This is a genomic window from Methylobacterium sp. J-070 (assembly GCF_022829385.1).
Lineage (GTDB): Bacteria > Pseudomonadota > Alphaproteobacteria > Rhizobiales > Beijerinckiaceae > Methylobacterium.
In genome coordinates this window covers 1-15628 of the sequence record NZ_JAKSXX010000174.1, presented here as the reverse complement: position 1 = coordinate 15628, position 15628 = coordinate 1, and the positions used below count along the sequence as shown (strand labels likewise).

Here is a 15628-nt window from a genome sequence, read left to right as displayed (position 1 = left end):
CGTCGAGCTCAGCCTCTCGGCGCCGCGGCCGGAAGTGCGGGCTTCGTCTCACCGCCGAACCAGCCGCGGATCGCGCCGAGGATGTCGCTCGGGATCACGACCCACGAAGGCAGGAAGCCCGACGCGTTGCCGTTCCAGCGGCCGGCGAGCGTCTGGCGTGCCTGCGCGTCCGAGCGGCGGATCTCCAGGTCGAGGATCCGCTCCTGGATCGGCAGCGTGGCGAGTTGCGCCTGGGCCGATTGCGCCCGCTTGTTGGCCATGAACGTGTCGTCGATTGCCGCCTGGATCGCAGCGTTCTCGAAGTTCAGCTCGTCGGCAAAGCCCAGCGTCGTGACTGTGACGCCCATCGGCGCGAACTGGTCGGTCACCGCCTTCTCGACGGCCGCCATGATCTCGGCCTTCTGGCGGATCGCATCGTCCGTCGCGCGCTTGCCGAACTCACGCGCGAGCGCCGCCTGAACCGTGCGGTGGACGTTGCCGTCGACCACCTCGGCGAGCGAGCGGCCGTAGAGCACGGAGGCGAAGCGCGCCTCGTCCGTGTCCTGAGCGGCCGGCTTGGTACCGAACCAGTACAGGAACTTGGCCGCGTCCTCTTCCTTCACGAAGGCGGAGATCACCACCGAGGTCGACAGGCCGATCGAGTCGGCGGTCTCGAAGCGGAACCCCTGGTCCGCGCTCGACGTGCCGCGGTTGGCCGAGGTCGTCCACTCGCGAGACACCGGCGTGCGGTCGACGACGATCAGGCGCGCGGCCGGCACGTAGTAGTCCGAGAGCGTGCCGGTATTGGGCAGCTTCGTGTGCGGGATCTGCACGCGCTTGGCCGCGACCTTGCTCTCGGCGAGGAACCTCTCCGAGCCGAATTGCGCCTGCGTCGTCTTCGTATCCCCGCTCTCCGGGATCACGAAGGCTGATTGGTTCGGCAGGATCTCGATGTATTCGCCGTAGTCGTACTTGCTGAAGTAGGCTCGCGCCGGCTCGGGCGCTGCGGCAGAGCCGAGGCCCAGGAGCAGGACGGCGAGCGGCGCCCGTCGGGCGGGCACGAGCCAGATCACTGCAAGGACAACGAGAAGCGCCAGGAACGGCAGGGGCGAGCCGCCGGCGAGGTCGGACGCTATCTGTGTCTTGAAGGGGGCGGCATCGCTGTCGGAGAGCTGCGCGACGGCCAAGCGGCCTGCTGTCAATCCGGCTTCCGTCGAGGCGAGCCGGGGCAGGCCGGCGAAAACTGCGACGGCGCCGAGCGACAGGCCGGCGCGGATGAGCGTAGACATGGACGATCTCAAAAATTGAATGCTCATGACGAGCGTCGGCGATATCAGTACTCGCGCCGAAGCGTGTCAGGGTCTTCTTCGCGAAGCTCGGCCTTGAGCCGAGCAGCGGCGGCATGGAACGACGCGCGCAGTCCTTCGTTTGGGGTGCCGGCCTCAGCGGCAAGCAGCGCACCGACCGGCTTTAGATGCTCCGTCGGATCGATCCGATGAGGCGTGCCGCCACTCCTGCGCTGGACCAGCCGCGGCGGTCCTGGCACCGGTCGTGATTTCGGCGGCGCGCATCGTGGCCACAAAGCCTTCCGGTGCCGCCTGCCCAAACACGTCGCGCCGTCAGGCTGCCGCCGCGACCATCGCGTCACGCAGGGCGCGGACGGCGTTCACGGCTCCCCCTCCACGGGCGTCGTCGGGTTCACGTGTGGCTCGGATCGATCCGAAGACGCCGTGGCCGACGGCATTGGGCGTCCGTGACAGTGTTCGTAGGGCGCCCGATCAGCGCCGTCTTCTTCACACCGTCTGCGCCATCCTGATCCTTGGGCAGCTCTACCTACGCCGGCGTTGCCGAGGGGCGCTGGTGCCAGACGATTCGGTCGTCATGGACGGCTGTGACGCGATCAAACACGATCTCGGCTTCGAGAACCGGGACGCTGCAAGGCCAGATCGGACGCACCAGACCGGGCCGATAGGCAAGAGTGCTACGTCAAATGGGCGAGAGGAGAAGCCGCCGCTGCGAAGTAGCTAGGGAACCGCGTGCGCCTCGTCATCGACCGCTGCGGCGAGCTGCGCCGAGACGCCGATGGCCGAGTGCGTGAGGACCAACCGGGCGGCCCGCTCCGCAGCGTCCTGCCGTCCGCCCTCGAGCGCCTGCAGCACTGCTGTCCAATCCTGCAGGGATTCGATCCGTCGGTGCTCTTCGACAAACGACAGCGCGCGCGATCGCACGATGTGCCATGAGCCCAGATTGGCGAGCTGCTCGTAGATCTCGACCAGATATCGGTTGCCGCTGGCGCGCAACAGGAGATGTTGCGCGGCGATCGAGAGCTCCGCGAAACGAAACGGATCGGCATCCCTGTGCGTGTGGCGGCGCATCTGATCCACGATGCGGCCGAGATCCCGGACCACGTCCGTACGGTTCGCGCCCGCGCACTGCGAGGCCGCGATGCCGAGAAGTGCGCCGCGGACCTCGAACAGCTGCAGCACGTCCTGGGTGATCGGGGTGGCCACGCGCGCGCCGAAGCGGGGGATGCGCTCGACGAAGCGGCTCTTCTCCAAGAGGATCAGCGCCTCGCGGACGGTCGCGCGGCTGACCGCGTGCTCTTGGGCCAAGCTCAGCTCCTTCAGGCGGGCGCCGGGCGGAAGGCGGCCGGCCAGGATCGCATCCTGAAGGCGCTCGGCCAGTTGAGCCGGCAGGGAGCGAGCGGTCAGGCCGATCGGCGCGTCCGCGAGGGCGCTGGTGTCGGCGTCGCCGTTGGATCTCATGGTCGGGATGTTAGCGCAGTCGACACGGTTTTGCTCTCACAAGACCCACACTGAAAAACCTTGTCAGACAATCGACACCCGACTAGCATGCCTGAAAATTAATTGGGAGGATGCTCGATGGGCGTAAACGTCGAACCCCTGGGCTACGCGCTCGGCGCAGCCGTCACGGGCCTCGATCTGTCGCGGGAGGTGAATGCAGCCGACATGGCCGCGGTGCACGCCGCCTGGCTGAAGCACCTCGTGCTCGTCTTCCCTGGGCAGAATCTCACCCCCGAGCAGCACATGCGCTTCTCGCGGAACTTCGGGCGGCTCGACCAGCACGCCTCGCAGCCACGCAACTACCTCGATCCCGAGCATCCCGAACTGCTCATGATCACCAACAAGCCCATCGCCGGGAAGCCGTCGGATACCCGCAACACTGGGCGCAATTGGCACACCGACCTGACGTTCACTCTGCGGCCGGCGAAGGGCGCGCTGCTCCTGTGCCGGGAAAAGCCGCCGGTCGGCGGCGACACGATGTGGGCCAATCTCTATCTCGCCTACGAGATGCTGAGCCCGCGCATGCGGGACTTCGTCGAGGGGCTCGAGGCCGTGCACGACGCCTCGCTCATCAAGAACATCGAGCAGCGCGACCCCGAGAAGGTGGCCGAACTCAAGCGGCTGAACCCGCCGGTCGTGCACCCGGTGGTGCGCACGCACCCCGAGACGGGCCGGAAGTCGCTTCTGATCGGCCAGCGCATCCGGCGCTTCGTGGGGATGAGCGACGAGGAGAGCGACGCGATCCTGCACTTCCTCAACGAGCACGCGATGGCGCCGGAATTCGTCTACCGCCATCGCTGGACGGTCGGCGATCTCGTCCTCTGGGACAACCGGTGCACGCAGCACATCGCCCTGCCGGATTTCGATCCGAGCCAGTATCGGCACATGGTCCGCTGCTCGCTCGAGGGGGAAGAGGTCGGGCGCCTCTACGAGGTGGCGCAGAACGACAATCCGGACGCGCTGGCGCGCGCCGTGGCCGCGATGGCCTGAGCCGAAACGCCGTCACCGGAAGCGGCTGAACCGCCGCGCCGCCGGTGGCCCACCGCGACCGAAGGTGAGGCGCTCATGGCGACGGGTTCCGCGAAATCGTTCTATCTGCAGATCATCGCCGCCGTCGTGGCGGGTGCCGCGCTGGGGCATGTCTACCCCGAGTTCGGCACGGCGCTTCAGCCCTTGGGCGACGCCTTCGTGCGCGCGATCCGCATGGTGGTCGCGCCGATCATCTTCGTCACCGTCGTGCTCGGCATCGCCAAACTGCGCGACAGCGCCGAAGTCGGGCGCATCAGCCTGAAGGCGATCGTGTACTTCGAGGTTCTGACCACGCTCGCGATGGTGATCGGCTTCGCCGTCGGCCATTTCGTGGCGCCCGGCGAGGGCATGAACATCGACCCCGCCACCTTGAGCCGCGCCAGCGTCGGAAACTACGTCGCGAAGGCCGCGACGCAGGACATGGTCGGGTTCTTCGTCAACATCATCCCGAACACGATCGTCGGCGCCTTCGCGTCCGGCGACACGCTCAGCGTGCTGCTCGTGGCCGTGCTTTGCGGGCTCGCCCTCGTCCAGCTCGGTCCGCGCAGCAGCGGATTGCTGGTCCTGTTCGAAGACCTCGGCGCGATGCTGTTTCGCGTCCTCGGGCTGATCATGCGGTTGGCCCCGATCGGCGTGTTCGGGGCGGTGGCCTTCGCGATCGGCCGCTACGGCATCGGCAGCCTCGCCCAGCTCGGCAAGCTCGTGCTGTGCTTCTACCTGACGCTCCTCGCCTTCATCGGCCTCGTGCTCGGGCCGATCGTCCGGCTCACCGGGCTGCGGCTGTGGGCGCTCGCGCGCTACATCCGGGAGGAGATCTTCATCGCGCTCGGGACGAGCACGACCGAGCCCGTCCTGCCGCTGCTGCTCGTCAAGCTCGAACGGCTCGGGTGCAGGCGGTCCGTCGTCGGCCTCACGCTGCCGCTCGGCTACGCGTTCAACCTCGACGGCACGTCGATGTACTTCACCCTGGCGATCGCCTTCATCGCGCAGGCGCTCAACATCCCGCTGTCGTTCGGCGACTATGTCCAGATGCTGGCGGTGCTCCTCCTCGTGTCGAAAGGGGCCGCCACGGCACCTGGAGCGGGCTTCATCACACTCGCGGCTACGCTCTCGACCGTGAGTGGCAAGATCCCGGTGGAGGGGATTGTCATCATCTTGGGCGTGGACCGGTTCATGAGCGAGGCCCGGGCGATCGGGAACCTGTTCGGCAACACGGTGGCCACGGTCTTCGTCGCGTGGTGGGAGAAGGCGCTCGACGTGGAGCAGGCGCGACGCGTGCTGGCGCGCGAGGATCGCGCGCCAGCCACCCCGCTGGCCCTCGACCCGGCGCAGGACGCGCTCCGGCGCTCGGCTTGAGGGCGCGCCGAGGCCGCCCCGATCTCCACGGGGCGCGAGCCCGCGTGCCGTCGCGGACGGCCCGGCGCCCTAGGGCGTGTGTCGTGGCCGGGCCGGGCATGGTTCTTGGAACGGACCGAGTGCCGGGAGCGCGCGGGACCCGACCGACTTGCCCGGGCCGATCCCTCACGATGCGCCCGGTCCAACTTGGCGCCCCGCTGACGGGCGCTTGAGGATCACCTTTAGGACCCGCGCGCGGGGAGCTTCGTGGCCGCATCTCACCTTCATCCCGACCTCCTCGTCTTCGACGGCCTCGTCCTCACCTCCGGCGGCCGTCGGGAGCTCGAGCTCATGCGGGCCGGCGGGCTCACGGGAGCCAACTTCACCTGCTCCGTGTGGGAGGGGTTCCGCCCGACCATGGAGCGCATCGCGCGCTGGAAGATGTCGCTGGCCTCCAACGCCGACCTCGCGCGCCCGGTGCTCACCGCGGCCGATCTGCGCGCCGCCAAGCGGGAGGGCCGGATCGGCGTGGTCCTCGGCTGGCAGAACGCGTCGGCGATCGAGGACCAGATCCCGTTCATCCAGCTCTTCCACGACGTCGGCGTGCGCGTCGTGCAGCTGACCTACAACACGCAGAACCTCATCGGCTGCGGCTGCTACGAGGCGCGCGATTCCGGCCTCACCGGCTTCGGCCACGAGGTCGTGGCGGAGTTGAATCGCGTGCGCATGCTGATCGACCTGTCGCATGTCGGGCCCAAAACCTCCGAGGAGGCCATCGCCGCCTCCCGCCTTCCGGTCTGCTACTCCCACGTGGCCGCGCGGGCCTTGAAGGATCATCCGCGCAACAAGTCGGACGACCAGCTCCGCGCCATCGCCGAGAAGGGCGGGTTCGTCGGGGTGACCTTCTTCACCACGTTTCTGGCGCGCGGCATGGACGCGACGCTCGACGACTTCCTCGACGTCGTCGAGCACATCATCGGCGTCGTGGGCGAGGAGGGCGTCGGCTTCGGCACCGATGCCCGGCAGCGCTACGAGGCGTGGTCGATCTACTGGGAGGACTACACCGAGGCCGACCCGCCCTACTGGACGCACGACAAGGGCTACGCCCGCCAGCTCACGACCTTCGCCCCGCAGCGCCGGCCCGCGGCCTTCGCGGATTACGCGAGCTACGGCGCGCTGACGGTCGCCATGGAGGCGCGCGGCTGGCCGGAGTCTCGCATCCGGCGCGTCATGGGCGAGAACTGGGTTCGCTTTCTCGGCGATGTCTGGGGCGCGTAGCCTCGCGGGGCGATCGAGGGGTTCGAGGATGAGGGCGTTCGCTGGACCCAGTTTCGCATCTGGGCATCGCCGCCCCTGGCGGCGGGCGTTCGCCGCGGCGATGATCGCACTGCTCGCCGGCCTGCCCGGCGCGGCGCGGGCCGAGAAGACCGAGATCGCGATCGCCAAGCAGTTCTCGATCGCGTTCCTGCCGCTCATCATCATGGAGCGCGACCGCCTGATCGAGAAGCACGCCCGCGAAGCGGGCCTGCCGGAGGTCAAGGTCAACTGGCTCACCTTCAGCGGGCCGGACGCGATGATCTCCTCGCTTTTGTCCGGCAGTGCGGACGTGGCGGCGGCCGGCATCCCGGGGGCGCTCATCGTCTGGGCGCGCACGCGCGGCTCGCGGCAGGCGGTGAAGGGAATCGCGGCGATCGGCGCGGTGCCGCTCTATCTCGTGACCCGCGATCCGGTGATCGCCTCCGTCCGGGACTTCAAGGACGCCGACCGGATCGCCACCCCGGGCGGCAAGGGCACGATCAACGCCGTCCTGCTGCAGATGGCGGTCGCGCAGACCCTGGGCCAGGCGAGCGTCTCCCGGTTCGATACCCTGCTCGTCTCGATGGGCCAGCCGGACGCCACCACGGCCATGCTGGCGGGCGTCGATACGGTGAAGAGCGTCGTCAGCACGCCGCCCTTCCAGGATCAGCTGCTCGCCGCGCCCGGGATGCGCCGACTGTTCAGCTCGTTCGCCGTGACGGGCGGGCCGCACAGCTACGCGAACGTCCTGGCGACGACCCGCTTCCACGACGAGAACCCGAAGTTGTTCGGCGCGATCGTGGCCGCCCTGAAGGAGGCGGAGGCGACGATCGCGGCGGACCCGCGCGGTGCGATCGCGGGCTGGATCGCCGCCACCGGATCGAAGCTGCCGCTCGAGGTCGCCGCGCGCGTCCTGGACGAGCCCGGGACCAACTGGAGCCTCACCCCACAGAACGTGATGACGTTCGCCGACTTCATGGCGCACGCCGGCATGATCGCGAGCGCGCCCGCGTCGTGGCGCGATCTCTACTTCCCGGAGGCCGTGTCCGATCGCCCCGGCGGCTGAGGATTTGATCCCTGTTGCGATTGGCGATGGAGCGCCCAGTTCCGCGGGCAGCCTCACCTTCCGTTAGAAGCCTCGCGCGGCATCGCCGCTCGGTCCGTCCCGGGGGCGAGCGTCCGCGCCCGGCTCAGGACGCGAAGCGGCCGACGGCGTAGGGGGCCGGATCGATCGGGGCGGCGCGCCGTGCCAGGAGCGCGGCGACCAAACGCCCGCTCGGCGGGCCGGCGGTCATGCCGTAGTGGCCGTGGCCGAACGCGAGGTGCAGGCCCGGCTGCTGCGGGACCGGACCGAGCACGGGCAGCGTGTCCGGGAGTGAGGGCCGGAACCCGAGCCACAGCTGCGGCTCCCCGTGGGTGAGGCCGGGGAAGAGCGCGCGCGCATGCTCGGCCAGGATCCGGGCACGGGTCTCGTCCGGCGGTGCGTCCAGGCCGGCGAATTCGACCGTGCCGGCCGCGCGAAGACCCCCTTCCATCGGCGTCACCCCGAAGCCGCGCGACTTGTAGCTGATCGTGTAGCGCGGCTCGATCGAGGGCGCAGGCAGCATGGCGTGATAGCCCCGCTCGGTCTCGAGCGGCACGCGCACCCCGAGCGGGTCGAGCAGCGCCTTCGACCACGCGCCGCCCGCGACCACGACGTCGGCGCCGGCCCGGTTCGCGACGTTGGTCCAGACGGTGAAGCCGCCGCCCTCGCGCGGGATCAGCTTCAGGGCCCGCTCGGCCACGATCGTGCCGCCCTCACCGCGCAGCCGTTCGGCCAGGGCCCCGACGAGCCGGGCGGGGCTGATCGTGTAGCCGTTGCCGGGCACGAGGAGCGCGCGCCGCACGGCGCGGGAGATGCCGGGCACCATCTGCTGCAGGTCGTCGGCCCCGAGCACCTGCGCCTCGATGCCGTGCCGCTCGCGGATCTGCCGCTCGACGCGCGCGCCCGCGCTCTCGCCCTCGCCGTCCCAGACCTGGATCTGACCGGTGCGCCGGACGAGCTCGCCGAACACCTGCGGTCCGATCAGGTCCTGCCAGCAGGCGAACGCGTCCTTGTGCAGGGCGCGCAGCGCGTCCGAGATCGCCAGGACGCGCTCGATCCGTCCTTCCTTGATCCAGCGCATCAGCCAGGGCAGCGCGGAGGGAAGATAGGAGGGGTGGACGACCAGCGGGCCTTTCTTATCGCGGAGCCAGCCGGGCACCTGGCGAAGCATACCGGGCATCGCGATCGGCGAGGCCGTGTCGGCGCTGATCATGCCGGCGTTGCCGTAAGAGGCGCCGCCGCCCGGCGGCAGCGGATCGATCACGGTCACATCCCGGCCGGCGCGCCGAAGGTAGAGCGCGGTCGACAGCCCGACCACGCCCGCGCCGAGGACGATCGCGGTGTTCTCATCGCTCATGCGGCGTCTCCGGCGGCCGAGGATAGGCGGTGGCCCGACCGTGACCGGTCGGCGGATGGCGTTCGGACCTCGCCCCGGGATCTGCGGAGCGCGCGTCGCCCAGGCGGTGCGGACGGGATCGTGGGAGCTGGGCGAGAGCCGGGCATGGGCTCAGGCCTTCCGACGCCGGCGCAGAAGCGCATCGGCGGCCAGGATGACGCCCGTGACGCCGATCAGGAACGCGCTGACCGCCGCCACCGTCGGCTCCACCTGCATGTGCAGGCTGTTCCAGATGCGCACCGGCAGGGTCTGCGTGGCCGCGTTGGTGAGGAAGAGCGAGATGACGAGCTCGTCGAAGGAGGTCAGGAACGCGAACAGGGCGGCCGAGGCGAGGCCGGGTGCGGCGAGCGGCACGACGACGGTGCGCAGCGTCCGGGCGCGGCTCGCGCCCAGGCTGAGGGCCGCCTGCTCCAGGCGCAGGTCGACGGCCTGCAGCGCGGACAACAGGATCAGCAGGACGACCGGGAAGGCGATCACGGCGTGGCAGAGCCCCACCCAGACCACGTTCCCGACGAGCCCAAGGCGCGCGGACGCGTAGTACATGGCGATCGCCGTGACGACGGTCGGCGAGACGATCGGCAGGAGCGCGACGGCCAGGATCAGCCGCTTGGCCGGGAATGCGCCGCGCACGAGCGCGTAGGCGGCCAGGAACCCGACCCCGGTGGCGACGACGCAGGCCACGCCGCCGATCGCGAGGCTCGACCACAGCGCGGCGCGCCAGCCCGGATCGCCGAGGAAGGCCGCGAACCACCGCAGTGACAGGGACGTGGGCGGGAAGCGCAGGAAGGTGCCGCCGCTGAACCCCAGCACCACGACGATGGCGATCGGCAGGATCAGGAGCAGGCAGGCGCATCCGACGAACAGCGGCAGCGCGGCGCGCACGCTCAGGCCCCCATCATGCGGCGCAGATCCGTCACGCGGGCGTAGACCGCGAAGAGGATCAGGGTCGCGGCGAGCAAGACCACCGACATGACGGCCGCGCTCGGCCAGTCGATCAGGATCTCGATCGCCCGCTCGATCAGCATCGCGACGGTGACGTCGCCGGGCCCGCCCATCAGCGCGGGCGTGATGAAGAAGCCGAGCGCCAGGATGAGGACGATGAGCGAGCCCGACACGATCCCCGGGACGGACAGCGGGAGATAGACGCGCCGGAACAGGTAGAGGGGGCTCGCCCCGAGGGCGCGCCCGGCCCGCAGCAGGTTGGGGTCGATCGCCTTCATGGTCGCGTAGAGCGTGAGCACCATGTAGGGCAGCAGCACGTAGGTCATGCCGACCACGATCCCGAAGGTGTTGTAGAGGAGCGCCAGGGGAGCCCCGATGAGACCCGACGCGCCCAGGAGCTCGTTGATGAGCCCGCTGCGGCCGAGCACCACCGTCAGCGCGTAGGTCCGCACGATCACGCTGGTGAAGTACGGCACGACCACGCAGAACACGACGAGCGCGGCGCGCCAGCCGCGGCGATTGGCCAGGTAGAATGCGATCGGGTAGCCGATCACCAGCGTCGCGAGCGTGACGAGGACCGAGACCCAGAGCGTCGTGAGCGCGGCGACCTGCATGGAGCGCGCAGTGAGGACGTCGGCGAAGAGCGCCGGCACCTCGGCGGGCGCCGTCTCGATGAACAGGGTCCGCGCCAGGAACCAGGCGAGCGGCGCGAGGAACAGCAGGACGAGCAAGCCGAGCGCGGGCAGGAGCAGGAGCCACGTCCGGTCCCGTCCCATCAGGCCGCGTCCGGCGGCAGGATGACCGTGTCGGCCGGGGACCACGCGAGGGCGACGCGCGCGCCGGGCTCCGGGTGGTGATGGGCGGCCACGTTCGGGGCGTCGGCGGTCACGAGCGCGCCGCTGCCCGTCTCGACGGCGTAGCGCACGACGCTGCCGAGGAAGGACGCGCGCCGCACCGTGCCGCTCAGGTGATTGAGACCATCGCGCAGCGGATCGGCTGAGGGGTTGAGCGTCAGCTTCTCCGGGCGCACGAACAGCTGACCCTCGGTCCCCGCCCCGCGCGTCGCCGCCTCGTCCGCGTGCAGCACCGCCCCGTCCTCGAGCTGGAATGCGATGCGGCCCGGGCCGGGCGTCACGATCCTGCCCGGCAGGAGGTTCGCCTCGCCCAGGAACCGGGCGGTGAAGGCGTTGACCGGGCGCTCGTAGACCGCGCGGGGCGCGCCGATCTGCTCGACGCGGCCGCGGCTCATGATCGCCACGCGATCGGACAGGTTCATCGCCTCCTCCTGGTCGTGGGTGACGTAGAGGACCGTCATGCCGAGCCGCCGCTGGATCTCCTTGATCTCGACCTGCAGGTCGTAGCGGAGGTTCTTGTCGAGGGCGCCGAGCGGCTCGTCCATGAGCACGACGGGCGGCTGGAACACGATCGCCCGGGCGATCGCCACGCGCTGCTGCTGGCCGCCCGAGAGCTGGCGCGCGTAGCGGTCGGACAGGTGTCTGAGCTGGACAAGGTCGAGCGCGGCCGCGACCCGCTCGCGCACGAGCGCCTTCGGCATCCCGCGGGCGCGAAGCGGGAACGCCACGTTCTCGAACACGTCCATGTGCGGGAAGATCGCGTAGTTCTGGAAGACCATGCCGAAACCGCGCCGCTCCGGAGGCACGGCCGCGAGGTCGACCCCGTCGACCAGGAGGCGCCCGGCGTCGATCGACGCGAACCCCGCGACCATCATCAGGGTCGTGGTCTTGCCCGAGCCGGAGGGGCCGAGCAGCGAGAAGAACTCGCCCGCCTCGATGCGGGTCTCGAAGCGGTCCACGACGGTCTCGGAGCCGTAGATCTTGGTCAGCCCCTGGAGCTCCAGCGCTTTGCCGGCCGGTCCCGTGACTGCCGCCGCGCGCTCACGCGCGCGGGCGAGGCCGACGGCGCCCGGCACGCTCGCGTCCCGTCCGATCACAGCACCCAGTTCGACCAAGCGCGGCTCACTTTGGTTCGGTTGGCCGACCACCAGGTGATGTCGTTCCTGAAGCCCTTCGAGACGGTCCAGGGCGTGCCGCTGGCGGGATCGAGCAGGAGCTTCGAGGTGTGCGGGTAGACCTTGGTGTTGACCGGGATCGCCTTGTACTCGGCGAGCCAGCGCTTCTGCACGTCCTCGCTGATCGAGTAGTCGATGAACTTGAGCGCGGCCTCGGGCGCCTTGGCCCCCTTGGGTATGGCATAGGACTGCACCAGGACTTGGTTCTGGTTCCACTGGATGCCGAGCGGGGCGCCGCCGTCGATGGAGGCCTGGGCGCGGGTGTTCCAGAGCACGCCGAGCACGGCCTCCTTGTCGGCCATCATCTGCGCGGACAGCGCGCCGGTATCCCAAAACTTGGGGACGCTGGACTTGATCCGGCCCATGGATTTGAGGGCGCGCTCGATGTCGACGGGGTAGACCTTGTCCATCGCAACGCCGTCGGCGAGGAGCGCGATCTCGAGGTTCGGGGCTCCGGACTCGATCCCGGCCAGCGTGCGCGGTCCGGGAAACGCGTTCGTGTCCCAGAACTCGGCCCAGGATTTCGGCTCGGAGCCGGGCTTGAACACGTCCGTCCGGTAGCAGAGCACGAACGCGTACACGAACGAGCCGACCTGATAGGGGAGCTTCAGGCTCGGATCGACGTCCTCGAGCTTCGTGTAGCGAAACGCGCCGTAGTCGATCGGGACGAGCGCGCCCGCCTCCTCCAGCATGAGGTTGGCGTCGTTGCCGGTGTCGATGCAGTCGATCTCGACCTGCCCGGCCTTGTACATGGCGAGCAATTTGCCCACCGTACTCGGGACGGGCACGATCTCGATGCCGGTCTCCTTCAGGAACGGCTCGTAGACGGTCCTGCGCTTGATCTCGTCGAAGGAGCCGCCCGGCGTGCGTACCCGCAGTTGCGTGGCCGCCCGGGCGGGGTTCGTGATCACGGCCGGCATCGCGAGCAGCGCCGCACTGCCCACCATGAGGCCGCGCCGCGTCGGGGTCGTGGACAGCTTCGGCACCGCGGGCTCCCATTACCTCGGAGCGGAGTTTAGGCGCAGGAAATCCTGACCGGCTAGTAGAAATCGCGGGCAATCCTGACCGCATTTACGACGTGCCGCACATGCGGAGGGCCGCAGGGCTGGTCCGCGGTCGAGCCCGGCGCTTGCATACTCCCACCGGAGACCGGACGGTGGTCTCACCGACCGTCGCGGGGAGCGTCCATGATCAGGAACGAGCCGTACTGGTGGCGGGCGGCACCTCTGGCAGAATCCGACCCCGTGCCCGTGCGCGGCACCTCCGACGTGGTCATCGTCGGCGCGGGCTACACGGGCCTGTCCGCGGCGCTGACGCTGGCTCGGGCTGGCCGCAGCGTTCAGGTCTTCGACCGCCAGAGACCCGGCGAGGGCGCCTCGTCCCGCAACGGCGGCATCACGAGCGGAAACCTGCGCCCGTCCCTCGCCGATCTGTCGCGGCGGTTCGGCGCCGAGCGGGCCGCCGCCCTCGTGGCCGAGTCCAAGGCGGCGCGCGAGGACCTGTACCGGTTCATCGCCGAGGAGGGCATCGACTGCGATTTTGAGCTCGTCGGCCGCTTCGCCGGCGCCTCCCGCGCCGCCGACTACGAGCGCTTGGCGCGGGAGGCCGATCACCTGCACGGCGCGTTCGGCATCGAGGCCCACCCGGTCGCGCGGGCTGAGCAGCGCAGCTACATCGGCACGGCGTTCTACCACGGCGGTAACGTCCGCATGGACATCGGCGGCCTTCATCCGGCGAAGCTGCACGCCGCGATGCTCCGCCTCGCCCGGGACGCGGGCGCCCGCGTGCACGGCGAGACCGCCGTGCTCGGCATCCGGGGCGAGGCCGGGGGCTACGAGGTCCTGACCGCGCGGGGCGCGGTCCGCGCGAGCCACGTGATCGTCGGCACCAACGGCTACACGGACCGGTTCGACCGATGGCTGCGCAGCCGGCTCGTGCCCGTGCGCAGCCGCATCATCGCGACCGTGCCGCTCTCGGCCAACCTCATGGGCGAATTGATGCCGAGCCGCATGATGTACGCGGAGACGCGCAAACTCCACTACTACTACCGGCCCTCGCCCGACGGGGCGCGCATCCTGTTCGGAGGCCGCGACGGGACGATCGCCGGCGATGCCGCGTGGCCTACCGCGAGCCTGCGGCGCGCGCTCGCCGACATCTTCCCTCAGCTCGACGGCGTCGCGATCGAGCACAGCTGGTACGGCAACGTCGCCATGAACCGCGACATGGTTCCCCGGATCTTCGCGCTGGACGGCCGGCGCTACGCGGCGGGTTACTGCGGGTCGGGCGTGGTGTGGGCGCGATGGGCCGGCAAGAAGGCGGCGCTACAGGTGTTGAGCGATCAGGCTGGCGGCTCGGCCCTCGACTTCCGCCCGCCGCGGTGGGTGCCGCTCATCGCGGGCAAGGCTTGGTTCATGCCGGCCGTGTTCGGCTGGCTGCGTTTTAAGGATAGGTGGCCCACCCGAAAATGAGAATCTCCCAGGGTTATACACACGGTGCCGAGTTGATGGTACAAATATTCGAGCGATAGGAAATAAACAAGAGATGGTTGCTTCAAGTACCAATCAACAATTTTGATGCACATGTGCGCTGTCAAGCCTTCGGAGGCGCCGCATCCGGTCAGCTCGAGAGCACCGCTCTTGCCTCGATGCCCAGCGACCACATTGCAACCGTCGCCGCACAAGCTGACGCACTCGACAAAATAGGCCTCTTATGCGGAAAGTAAACGCTTAAAGCGACTTAGGTCATAATTCTAAAGCAAATTTGAGCGCATCTTACCGAGAGTGAGTGAGATAATTGCTCCTGAAGGGCAAAAATCGCATGACTGAGCCCTTCCGGGTGCGCGAATATTCTCAACTGGCTGCGTCAAATGTTGAAAGGAATCCTGAGGCGGCTGGCGGCGCGTCCAAGCCGAGCGCCGGCAGCGCATGCCGCACCGCCTCGGCCCCATAGGACGGCGTCAAGTGGGCGTAGTGTTTTTCAGTAACGCGCGTGTCTGCGTGCCCGAGTTGGTCGGCGATGACGCGCATCGGCACGCCCTTCGTGGCCAGCGCGCTGGCGTATGTATGGCGTAGGATGTGGAAGGCGCAGGGTGGCTCAAGCCTCGCCCGCGCTGAAGCTTCAATCAGCGGCCGCTGCTGGTGTGAGGCTCCCCATGGTTCTCCATCAGCCCGGGAAAAGACCAGTGCGGTTCTTGGCCGGCCGGCGGTGAGTGCAGCGAAGAAGGCGGCCCCTTCGTCGCTCAGCGCGATGGGACGCGGCTTGGCCTGCTTCGACTTGGCGATCATCACGGTGCGCGCCTGCGCATCGAAGTCGGACACGCGGATCCGACCGAATTCGCCGTAGCGGCACCCTGTCGCCAATGCGCCGCGCACGCGATCGCGGAAGGCCCCCTCGCAGGCCTCAAGCAGGCGCCGGCACTCGGCCGCGGTGAGGTAACGGATCTTAGCTGCGTCAGCCTCGCGGTAGGGCTTCGCTCGGCGCCACGCCTCGTCTGAGTTGGTCTTGCCCTCCTGAAACGCATGATTGAGCGCCGCCTTCAGGATCGTCAGCACACGTTTGGCCGTCGCGCGCCGCGCCCGCACGGCCTCCGGAGGCTGGTGGAGCGGCTGTCGAGGGCCTGGGAGGTGAAGAAGTTGGTCGGGTTGTCGAGGGCGGAGTTGACCGTCTTGCCGGTGGCGAGGCGGTTCTGGGTGGTCGCCATCAGGGTCGCGGTGTCCTGCAGCGAGAGCAGGTTC

At 69.2% G+C, this 15628-nt stretch carries 13 protein-coding genes and 1 pseudogene; 5 read left to right on the top strand and 9 right to left on the bottom strand.

Annotated features, from left to right (window positions below; translation table 11 throughout):
- Positions 1-8: 8 nt before the first annotated feature.
- Both MKL01_RS19145 and MKL01_RS19140 read right to left on the bottom strand, forming a co-directional pair.
- Positions 9-1268 carry an SPFH domain-containing protein gene (locus MKL01_RS19145; protein WP_243906789.1) on the bottom strand — a complete coding sequence of 420 codons (1260 nt, stop codon included), beginning with the start codon at positions 1266-1268 and terminating at the stop codon, positions 9-11.
- Between the two features lie 735 nt (positions 1269-2003).
- Entirely contained in the window at positions 2004-2744 is a 741-nt protein-coding gene (locus MKL01_RS19140) for a GntR family transcriptional regulator (RefSeq protein ID WP_243906788.1), read from the bottom strand.
- A gap of 117 nt (positions 2745-2861) precedes the next feature.
- Between MKL01_RS19140 and MKL01_RS19135 the strand changes: the two genes are divergently transcribed.
- The 4 genes from MKL01_RS19135 (at position 2862) to MKL01_RS19120 (ending at position 7509) form a co-directional block, all read left to right on the top strand.
- Positions 2862-3773 (top strand): TauD/TfdA dioxygenase family protein, encoded by a 912-nt coding sequence (locus MKL01_RS19135; protein ID WP_243906787.1) that lies wholly within the window; start codon positions 2862-2864, stop codon positions 3771-3773.
- A 75-nt stretch (positions 3774-3848) separates the two neighbouring features.
- Positions 3849-5168: a C4-dicarboxylate transporter DctA gene (gene dctA, locus MKL01_RS19130; protein WP_243906786.1), complete on the top strand. Its 1320-nt coding sequence runs from the start codon at positions 3849-3851 to the stop codon at positions 5166-5168.
- Between the two features lie 246 nt (positions 5169-5414).
- Positions 5415-6425, top strand: a complete 1011-nt coding sequence (locus tag MKL01_RS19125; protein WP_243906785.1) for a dipeptidase — start codon at positions 5415-5417, stop codon at positions 6423-6425.
- 100 nt (positions 6426-6525) lie between these two features.
- A complete protein-coding gene (locus tag MKL01_RS19120) occupies positions 6526-7509 on the top strand; it encodes an ABC transporter substrate-binding protein (protein WP_243906784.1) in 984 nt (327 codons plus the stop codon).
- A gap of 124 nt (positions 7510-7633) precedes the next feature.
- Here MKL01_RS19120 and MKL01_RS19115 read toward each other — a convergent pair whose 3' ends face one another.
- The 5 genes from MKL01_RS19115 to MKL01_RS19095 form a co-directional block, all read right to left on the bottom strand.
- Complete coding sequence (locus tag MKL01_RS19115; protein WP_243906783.1) at positions 7634-8884, bottom strand: NAD(P)/FAD-dependent oxidoreductase; 1251 nt, start codon at positions 8882-8884, stop codon at positions 7634-7636.
- Between the two features lie 150 nt (positions 8885-9034).
- Positions 9035-9805 (bottom strand): ABC transporter permease, encoded by a 771-nt coding sequence (locus tag MKL01_RS19110; protein ID WP_243906782.1) that lies wholly within the window; start codon positions 9803-9805, stop codon positions 9035-9037.
- A gap of 2 nt (positions 9806-9807) precedes the next feature.
- The gene (locus MKL01_RS19105) at positions 9808-10641 is read right to left on the bottom strand and encodes an ABC transporter permease (protein WP_243906781.1); all 834 of its coding nucleotides are present in this window, start codon (positions 10639-10641) and stop codon (positions 9808-9810) included.
- The gene (locus MKL01_RS19100) at positions 10641-11795 is read right to left on the bottom strand and encodes an ABC transporter ATP-binding protein (RefSeq protein WP_243906780.1); all 1155 of its coding nucleotides are present in this window, start codon (positions 11793-11795) and stop codon (positions 10641-10643) included. The genes MKL01_RS19105 and MKL01_RS19100 overlap by 1 nt, the downstream gene beginning before the upstream one ends.
- A 17-nt stretch (positions 11796-11812) precedes the next feature.
- Complete coding sequence (locus MKL01_RS19095) at positions 11813-12880, bottom strand: ABC transporter substrate-binding protein (protein WP_243906779.1); 1068 nt, start codon at positions 12878-12880, stop codon at positions 11813-11815.
- A gap of 201 nt (positions 12881-13081) precedes the next feature.
- Between MKL01_RS19095 and MKL01_RS19090 the strand changes: the two genes are divergently transcribed.
- Positions 13082-14362: an NAD(P)/FAD-dependent oxidoreductase gene (locus MKL01_RS19090; RefSeq protein WP_243906778.1), complete on the top strand. Its 1281-nt coding sequence runs from the start codon at positions 13082-13084 to the stop codon at positions 14360-14362.
- A gap of 381 nt (positions 14363-14743) precedes the next feature.
- On the opposite strand, the gene MKL01_RS19085 is transcribed toward MKL01_RS19090, so the two are convergent.
- On the bottom strand, positions 14744-15445 hold the full coding sequence (locus MKL01_RS19085) for a tyrosine-type recombinase/integrase (RefSeq protein WP_243906777.1): 702 nt from the start codon (positions 15443-15445) through the stop codon (positions 14744-14746).
- 38 nt (positions 15446-15483) lie between these two features.
- A pseudogene (locus MKL01_RS19080) lies at positions 15484-15628 on the bottom strand (flagellar protein); the annotation flags it as partial.

What these genes read in the sequence shown, in the direction of transcription:
- MKL01_RS19145 (WP_243906789.1), bottom strand. Translation starts at nt 1,268, where the DNA reads ATGTCTACGCTCATCCGCGCCGGCCTGTCGCTCGGCGCCGTCGCAGTT.
- MKL01_RS19140 (WP_243906788.1), bottom strand. Translation starts at nt 2,744, where the DNA reads ATGAGATCCAACGGCGACGCCGACACCAGCGCCCTCGCGGACGCGCCG.
- MKL01_RS19135 (WP_243906787.1), top strand. Translation starts at nt 2,862, where the DNA reads ATGGGCGTAAACGTCGAACCCCTGGGCTACGCGCTCGGCGCAGCCGTC.
- dctA (WP_243906786.1), top strand. Translation starts at nt 3,849, where the DNA reads ATGGCGACGGGTTCCGCGAAATCGTTCTATCTGCAGATCATCGCCGCC.
- MKL01_RS19120 (WP_243906784.1), top strand. Translation starts at nt 6,526, where the DNA reads ATGATCGCACTGCTCGCCGGCCTGCCCGGCGCGGCGCGGGCCGAGAAG.
- MKL01_RS19115 (WP_243906783.1), bottom strand. Translation starts at nt 8,884, where the DNA reads ATGAGCGATGAGAACACCGCGATCGTCCTCGGCGCGGGCGTGGTCGGG.
- MKL01_RS19105 (WP_243906781.1), bottom strand. Translation starts at nt 10,641, where the DNA reads ATGGGACGGGACCGGACGTGGCTCCTGCTCCTGCCCGCGCTCGGCTTG.
- MKL01_RS19090 (WP_243906778.1), top strand. Translation starts at nt 13,082, where the DNA reads ATGATCAGGAACGAGCCGTACTGGTGGCGGGCGGCACCTCTGGCAGAA.